Consider the following 7,341-nt stretch of genomic DNA (forward strand, 5'->3'; position numbering starts at 1 on the left):
ATCAGCGAGACGCCGGGGTAGAGCTTGATGTTGATGCGGCCCTGGGTCTTTTCCCTGACCTTGTTGGCCCAGATCTCGCCGCCCTTGCCCCAGGGGAAGGCGGTGCCCAGCACCAGGGACATGCGGTATTCGCTCTTGTAGTTCTGAGCCATGGCGGGCGTGCCGATGGCGAGGGCCGTGGCGGCGGCAACGGCGGATGCGAGGAAGGTGCGCAGTTTCATGAGATCAGTCTCCTTGTAGAAATAAAAAAATCAGTAGCCCAATTTTGCAGGCAGCCACAGCGCGAGCTGCGGGAAGGCGATGACGGCCACCATCACCAGGAACATGGCGAACAGCATCCAGCCCACCCAGCGCACGGTGGATTCCATGCGCACGCCCGCGATGCGGCACGACACCATCAGGTTGACGGCCAGCGGCGGCGTGAACTGGCCTAAAGCGACCTTGAGCGTCAGGATCACGCCGAACCACACCGGGTCCCAGTGGTAGTGCTGCATGATGGGCAGCAGCAGCGGCACGAAGATCAGGAAGATGGAAATACCGTCCAGGAACATGCCCACGGTGATCAGCAGCACGATGAGCAGCGACAGCACGCCGTACTCGCCCAGGCCCGAGTTCACGATGGCGTTCGCCACCGGGTCGATGATGCCCAAGGTGGACAGCGAGTACGCAAAGATGCCCGCCAGCGACACCACGACGAGGATCACCGCCGACAGCTCGCCCGATTCGCGCAGGATGGGGAACAGGTCGCGCACGCCGATGGTGCGGTGGACCGCCATGCCCACGAACAGGCCGTAGAACACCGCCACCACGGCAGCCTCGGTGGGCGTGAACCAGCCCGCGCGCATGCCGCCCAGGATGACCACCGGCGCGGCCAGGCCCCAGGTGGCCTCGCGCAGGCTCTTCCAGAACGGGGGGCGGGGCATGGTGGCCTCCAGCGCGCCCATCCTGTGCTTGCGGGCCATCCACACGGCGGGCACGATCAGCGCGATGCCCGCCAGCACGCCGGGCACCATGCCCGCCGCGAACAGCGCGGGCACGGATGCGCCCGGCACCAGCACCGAGTAGATGATGAACGCCACCGAGGGCGGGATCAGGATGTCGGTCGCCGCCGCCGCGCCCACCACGCTGGCCGAGAACGAGGGCGGGTAGCCCGCGCGCGACATGGCCGCGATCATCACGCCGCCCACGGCGGCGGCGTTGGCCGGGCCCGAGCCCGAGATGCCGCCCAGGAACATGGCCACCGCAATGGCGACCAGCGGCAGCATGCCCGGCCCGCGCCCCACGATGGCGACGGCGAAGTTGACGAGACGCAGCGCCACGCCCGAGCGGTCGAAGATCGAGCCCACCAGCACGAACATCGGAATGGCCAGCAGCGGGTACTTGCCCAGCCCGGCGTAGAAGTTCTGCGGCACGGCCAGCAGGCCGAACCACTGCGCGTCCGCATTGGCCAGCGCGATGCAGGCCGCGCCCGCCAGGCCCAGCGCCGCGCCAATGGGCACGCCCAGGAACATCAGCGCCAAAAAGGCGACGAAGAGCAGCGTGGGGATCATTCGCCGCCGCCCAGGTAGTCCGCGTCCGATTGGCGCGTGCGGCGGATGAACAGGCCCAGGGCGCGCCAGGTGATGAGCAGCGACAGCACCGGCAGCCAGGCCGAATACCACCACTGCGGCACGCCGATGCCGGGCGAGGTTTCCTCGAAGCGGTAGTCGTCCCACACCACGCGCACCGACAACGCCGCGATCAGCGCGAACAGCACGGCCACCAGCAGCGCGCCCAGCTGCGCCAGGCGACGGCGGCGCTGGGCGGAGCCGCCTTCGGCGAAGTATTCGATGCGGATGTGCCGGTCGCGCGCCACGGCGGCGGAGCCCGCGGCCAGGGCCAGCACGATCATCAGGAAGATCGAGATCTCCTCCGTCCAGGCAAAGGACGAATTGGTGAAGTAGCGCACCAGCACGTTGGCGAAGGTGATGAGCGCGAGCAGCGCCATGACGATGACGGTGAGCCAGTCTTCGATGCGCAGCGAGCGCGGCTCGGTGGAAGGGGATTCGTGGGACATAGGGCAGTGGCAGGCAGAGCCGGTGATTATGGTGTTTTCAAAAATGATAGCTGCAAGTGCATGCTGCATAAGCGCTGGAGGCCATTTTGGCTATGAAACACCGGGCCCTCGGATAATGCCGCGATGGAAACCAAATGGCTTGAGGATTTCGTCAGTCTCGCGGAAACGCGCAGCTTCAGCCGGTCCGCGCAACTGCGGCACGTGACGCAGCCCGCCTTCTCGCGGCGCATCCAGGCGCTGGAAGCCTGGGCGGGCACCGACCTGGTGGACCGCAGCTCCTACCCCACCCGCCTCACGCCCGCGGGCAAGACCCTGTACGACCAGGCGCTGGAGATGCTGCAGGCCCTGCAGAGCACGCGCGCCATGCTGCGCGCGCACACCAGCGCGGGCAAGGACATGATCGAGTTCGCCGTGCCGCACACGCTGGCGTTCACCTTCTTCCCGGCCTGGGTGTCCAGCCTGCACGAGCGCTTCGGTCCGTTCAAGAGCCGCCTGATCGCGCTGAACGTACACGACGCCGTGATGCGCATGGTGGAGGGCAGTTGCGACCTGCTCATCGCCTACCACCACCCGTCGCAGCCCTCACAGCTCGACGCCGAGCACTACGAGATGGTCAGCCTGGGCCAGGAAGTGATCTCGCCCTACAGCAAGGCCGACGCCGACGGCCAGCCCTTGCACCGCCTGCCCGGCCGCCCCGGCCAGCCGCTGCCCTACCTGGGCTATGCGCCCGGCGCCTACCTGGGCCGCGTGACGGAGCTGATCGTCAAGGAGTCGCGCACCCCCATCCACCTGGACCGCGTGTATGAGACCGACATGGCCGAGGGCCTCAAGGCCATGGCGCTGGAGGGTCACGGCGTGGCCTTCCTGCCGCACAGCGCGGTGAAGAAGGAGCTGCGCTCGCGCCGCCTGGTCAGCGCCGCCCCGGACGGCGCGGGCGGCCTGCAGATGACCATGGACGTGCGCGCCTACCGCGAAAAACCGTCCGGCAAGCAGGCGCCCAAGGGCACGGCGCAGGCGCTCTGGGCCTACCTGCAAGCCCAGGCGGCGCCATACCAAGGGTAAATACGGATATAAGCACTTTGCATGGCGGCGCTTGCAAACGGCATTGGAAATTCATGGTAGCGGCACGTACAGTTCGCGCCTTCATCGGCGGGCAGTGCCGTGCTTCCCGTCGCGGGCTTCATGGCATGAACATTGCAAGTCCGCATCCAGCCTTCACCAAGACAAACATTGCATGAGAGTTCAGCATAGAGAAATCGCCGGGGTCCTCGTGGCACTGTGCTGTGCTCTGGCCATGCCCGTGCGGGCCGAAACGGTGCTGGAACGCATCAGCGCCGGCGGCAAGCTGGTGATCGCGCACCGCGAGTCGTCGGTGCCTTTCTCGTACGTGGACAGCAAGACGGGCAAGCCCGTGGGCTACGCCGTGGATCTGTGCCTGCGCATGGCCGAACTGGTGCGCAAGAAGACCGGCAAGAAGGACATGGAGGTCGAGTTCCTGCAGGTGACCGCCGCCAACCGCCTGACCGTGGTGGCGCAGGGCAAGGCCGACATGGAGTGCGGCTCCACCACCAACAACGCCGAGCGGCGCCAGACGGTGGCGTTCACCATTCCCCACTTCATCACGGGCGCGCGGCTGCTGGTCAAGTCCTCCAGCCCCATCGACCGCATGGAAGACCTCAACGGCAAGAAGCTCGTCTCCACCACGGGCACCACGCCGCTCAAGGCCGTGGCATCCGCCAACCGCGAGCGCCTCATGGGCATCCACATCGTGGAAGCCCCCGACCACGCCAAGGGCGTGGAGATGGTGGAAAAGGGCGAGGTTGACGCCTTCCTGATGGACGACGTGCTGCTGTATGGCCTGGCTGCCGGTCGCCCCGATCCCAAGGCGCTCAAGGTGGTGGGCCGCTTCATGACCACCGAGCCGCTGGCCATCGCGCTGCCCAAGAACGACCCCGAGTTCAAGAAGTTGGTGGACGACGAAATGCGCCGCCTCATCACCAGCCGCGAGATCTATCCCATCTATGAAAAGTGGTTCAATAAGCCCATCCCGCCCAACAATACCGTGTTGAACCTGCCCGTGAGCTACCTGCTGCGGGACTTCTGGAAATACCCTACTGACCAAGTGCCGTTCTAGCGCATAGTCGAGGGCCTGGACTTTGTCCATCTTTTCTTTCGCTTCACTCACAAGGAGATATTTGATGAAGAAACATTTGCTTGCCCTGGCCGTTACCGCCTTGGCCGTGGGCAGCGCATTTGCGCAGGCTGGCGACACGCTGGCCAAGATCAAATCGTCGGGCAGCATCACCCTCGGCACGCGCGAATCCTCCGGCGCGCTGGCCTACACGCTGGGCGACGGCAAGTACGTGGGCTTCCACACCGAGATGGCCGAGAACATCGCGAAAGACATCCGCAAGGGCCTGGGCCTGTCCAGCCTGGAGGTGAAGTACCAGCCCGTCACCTCGCAGAACCGCATTCCCCTGGTGGTGAACGGCACGGTGGACCTGGAGTGCGGCTCCACCACCAACGACCTGAACCGCCAGAAGGAAGTGGACTTTGCCAACACGACCTACGTGGAGCAGGTGCGCATCGCCGTCAAGGCCAATTCCGGCATCAAGGACGTGAAGGACTTGAACGGCAAGACCGTGGCCACCACCACCGGCACCACCTCGGTGCAACTGCTGCGCCAGAACAAGCGCGCCGAAGGCATCGACTTCAAGAACGTCATGGGCAAGGACCACGCCGACAGCTTCCTGCTGCTGGAGACGGGCCGCGCCGACGCCTTCGTGATGGACGGCTCCATCCTGGCGGGCAACATCTCCAAGTCCAAGAACCCCAAGGACTTCAAGATCGTGGGCGAGCCCCTGTCCACCGAGCCCATCGCCTGCATGCTGCGCAAGGACGACAAGGCATTCCTGAAGGCCGTGAACGACTCCATCGCCCGCCAGGTGAAGGACGGCACGCTGGCCAAGCTGTGGGACAAGTGGTTCATCCAGCCGATTCCCCCGGCGAACGCGCCCGTGGGCCTGCCCCTGTCCGACGCCACCAAGAACGCCTGGGCGAACCCCAACAACAAGCCCAAGGAAGACTACAACAAGTAATTGTTGACCTCGGCGCCCTGCTGGCAGGGCGCTTGCTTGTTGAGAGGCCCGGCAATGCCGGGCCGTTTTGGTTGTTTCACTGGGAGGAAGTCCTATGGCTTGGGATTGGCAGGTGTTCTGCCAGGACACCCTGGATCGAGAGGCCGTGCAAGGCTGCTTCGGCAAGGGCGGCGACATCACGTACCTGGACTGGATGCTCTCCGCCTGGGGCTGGACGGTGTCCGTATCGCTGCTGTCGCTGCTGATCGCGCTCATCGTCGGCTTCATCATCGGCACCCTGCGCACGCTGCAGGGCAGGCCCTGGCTGGTACGCTTTGGCGACGCCTGGGTCGAGTTGTTTCGCAACATACCGCTGCTGGTCCACATCTTCATGTGGTACCACGTGGTGCCTGCCATCTTCCCGGCGATGAAGGAGGTGCCCGGCTTCGTGCTGGTGGTGCTGGCGCTGGGCTTCTTCACCTCGGCGCGGATCGCCGAACAGGTGCGCTCGGGCATCCAGGCGCTGCCGCGCGGCCAGCGCTACGCGGGCATGGCGGTGGGGTTCACCACCTTCCAGACCTACCGCTACGTGCTGCTGCCCATGGCGTTTCGCATCATCATCCCGCCGCTGACCAGCGAGACGATGAACATCTTCAAGAACTCGTCCGTGGCTTTTGCCGTGTCGGTGGCCGAACTCACCATGTTCGCCATGCAGGCGCAGGAGGAAACGGGCCGCGGCATCGAGGTCTATCTGGCCGTCACGGGCCTGTACATCGTCTCGGCGTTCGCCATCAACCGCATCATGGCCTTTGTCGAAAAGCGCATGCGCGTTCCGGGCCTGGTTGCGGCCAGCGGGGGAGGGCACTGAGATGCATCTCGACTTCTCCTTCTACAACTGGGACCTGATCTCCAACTTCGTGCTCAAGGGGCTGTACTTCAGCCTCATGCTCACGGCCATCGCCACGCTGGGCGGCATCTTCTTCGGCACGCTGCTGGCGCTGATGCGCCTGTCGGGCAAGAAGTGGCTGGACCTGCCCGCCACCATCTACGTCAACGGCATGCGCAGCATTCCGCTGGTGATGGTGATCCTGTGGTTCTTCCTGCTGGTGCCCACCATCATCGGCCGCCCCATCGGCGCCGAGGTGTCGGCCATCATCACCTTCATCGCGTTCGAGGCCGCGTACTTCAGCGAGATCATGCGCGCGGGCATCCAGTCCATCCCGCGCGGCCAGGTCTATGCCGGGCAGGCGCTGGGCATGACCTACAGCCAGAACATGAAGCTGGTGGTGCTGCCGCAGGCGTTCCGCAACATGCTGCCGGTGCTGCTCACGCAGACCATCATCCTGTTCCAGGACACGTCGCTGGTGTATGCCATCGGCGCCTACGACATGCTCAAGGGCTTCGAGGTGGCGGGCAAGAACTTCGGTCGCCCCGTCGAGGCGTACCTGGCCGCCGCCGTCATGTACTTCGTGATCTGCTTTGCGCTGTCGTGGGCGGTGAAACGCTTGCACAAGAAGATCGCCATCATTCGTTGAGAGAGCCAAAAAATGATTGAAATCAAGAACGTATCCAAGTGGTATGGGCCGGTGCAGGTGCTCAACGACTGCTCGGTCAGCATCGCCAAGGGCGACGTGGTCGTGGTCTGCGGCCCGTCGGGTTCGGGCAAGTCCACGCTCATCAAGACGGTGAACGCGCTGGAGCCCATCCAGAAGGGCGAGATCATCGTCAACGGCACCAAGGTCAACGACCCCGCCACCGATCTGCCCAAGCTGCGCAGCAAGGTGGGCATGGTGTTTCAGCACTTCGAGCTGTTCCCGCACCTGTCGGTGACGGAGAACCTGACCATCGCGCAGGTCAAGGTGCTGGGCCGCAGCATCGACGAAGCCAAGACGCGCGGCCTGAAGATGCTCGACCGCGTGGGCCTGATGGCGCACAAGGACAAGTTCCCCGGCCAGCTCTCCGGCGGCCAGCAGCAGCGCGTGGCGATCGCCCGCGCGCTCAGCATGGACCCGATCGTGATGCTGTTCGACGAGCCCACCTCGGCGCTCGACCCGGAGATGGTCGGCGAGGTGCTGGACGTGATGGTCAGCCTGGCCAAGGAAGGCATGACCATGATGTGCGTGACCCACGAGATGGGCTTTGCCCGCAAGGTCGCCAACCGGGTGATCTTCATGGACAAGGGCAACATCATCGAGGACTGCCAGAAGG

General features: G+C 64.9%; 8 protein-coding genes and 1 pseudogene. 6 read left to right on the forward strand and 3 right to left on the reverse strand.

What is annotated here, in order from left to right:
• The 3 genes and pseudogenes from QM569_RS13600 to QM569_RS13610 all read right to left on the reverse strand — a co-directional run.
• A pseudogene (locus QM569_RS13600) lies at positions 1 to 221 on the reverse strand (C4-dicarboxylate ABC transporter); the annotation flags it as partial.
• A gap of 30 nt (positions 222 to 251) precedes the next feature.
• Positions 252 to 1,550 (reverse strand): TRAP transporter large permease, encoded by a 1,299-nt coding sequence (locus tag QM569_RS13605; protein WP_414987768.1) that lies wholly within the window; start codon positions 1,548 to 1,550, stop codon positions 252 to 254.
• Positions 1,547 to 2,056 (reverse strand): TRAP transporter small permease, encoded by a 510-nt coding sequence (locus tag QM569_RS13610; protein ID WP_414987769.1) that lies wholly within the window; start codon positions 2,054 to 2,056, stop codon positions 1,547 to 1,549. The genes QM569_RS13605 and QM569_RS13610 overlap by 4 nt, the downstream gene beginning before the upstream one ends.
• 123 nt (positions 2,057 to 2,179) lie before the next feature.
• Between QM569_RS13610 and QM569_RS13615 the strand changes: the two genes are divergently transcribed.
• From QM569_RS13615 to QM569_RS13640, 6 genes are all read left to right on the forward strand, one after another.
• On the forward strand, positions 2,180 to 3,118 hold the full coding sequence (locus tag QM569_RS13615; protein WP_414987770.1) for a LysR family transcriptional regulator: 939 nt from the start codon (positions 2,180 to 2,182) through the stop codon (positions 3,116 to 3,118).
• Positions 3,119 to 3,350: 232 nt separating this feature from the next.
• Positions 3,351 to 4,190 carry an amino acid ABC transporter substrate-binding protein gene (locus QM569_RS13620; protein WP_414987775.1) on the forward strand — a complete coding sequence of 280 codons (840 nt, stop codon included), beginning with the start codon at positions 3,351 to 3,353 and terminating at the stop codon, positions 4,188 to 4,190.
• A 64-nt stretch (positions 4,191 to 4,254) separates the two neighbouring features.
• Positions 4,255 to 5,154, forward strand: a complete 900-nt coding sequence (locus QM569_RS13625; RefSeq protein WP_414987771.1) for a transporter substrate-binding domain-containing protein — start codon at positions 4,255 to 4,257, stop codon at positions 5,152 to 5,154.
• A gap of 94 nt (positions 5,155 to 5,248) precedes the next feature.
• Positions 5,249 to 6,001 carry an amino acid ABC transporter permease gene (locus QM569_RS13630; RefSeq protein WP_414987772.1) on the forward strand — a complete coding sequence of 251 codons (753 nt, stop codon included), beginning with the start codon at positions 5,249 to 5,251 and terminating at the stop codon, positions 5,999 to 6,001.
• Position 6,002: 1 nt separating this feature from the next.
• Positions 6,003 to 6,668, forward strand: a complete 666-nt coding sequence (locus tag QM569_RS13635; RefSeq protein ID WP_414987773.1) for an amino acid ABC transporter permease — start codon at positions 6,003 to 6,005, stop codon at positions 6,666 to 6,668.
• Between the two features lie 12 nt (positions 6,669 to 6,680).
• A partial coding sequence (locus QM569_RS13640; RefSeq protein WP_414987774.1) for an amino acid ABC transporter ATP-binding protein occupies positions 6,681 to 7,341 on the forward strand: 661 nt, incomplete at its 3' end.

Origin of the sequence: Acidovorax sp. (genome assembly GCF_047607405.1) — a bacterium.
GTDB lineage: Bacteria > Pseudomonadota > Gammaproteobacteria > Burkholderiales > Burkholderiaceae_C > Acidovorax.

Excerpts from the sequence above, each read along its gene's own strand:
- QM569_RS13615 (WP_414987770.1), top strand. The coding sequence starts at position 2,180 with ATGGAAACCAAATGGCTTGAGGATTTCGTCAGTCTCGCGGAAACGCGC.
- QM569_RS13610 (WP_414987769.1), bottom strand. The coding sequence starts at position 2,056 with ATGTCCCACGAATCCCCTTCCACCGAGCCGCGCTCGCTGCGCATCGAA.
- QM569_RS13635 (WP_414987773.1), top strand. The coding sequence starts at position 6,003 with ATGCATCTCGACTTCTCCTTCTACAACTGGGACCTGATCTCCAACTTC.
- QM569_RS13605 (WP_414987768.1), bottom strand. The coding sequence starts at position 1,550 with ATGATCCCCACGCTGCTCTTCGTCGCCTTTTTGGCGCTGATGTTCCTG.
- QM569_RS13630 (WP_414987772.1), top strand. The coding sequence starts at position 5,249 with ATGGCTTGGGATTGGCAGGTGTTCTGCCAGGACACCCTGGATCGAGAG.
- QM569_RS13625 (WP_414987771.1), top strand. The coding sequence starts at position 4,255 with ATGAAGAAACATTTGCTTGCCCTGGCCGTTACCGCCTTGGCCGTGGGC.
- QM569_RS13620 (WP_414987775.1), top strand. The coding sequence starts at position 3,351 with ATGCCCGTGCGGGCCGAAACGGTGCTGGAACGCATCAGCGCCGGCGGC.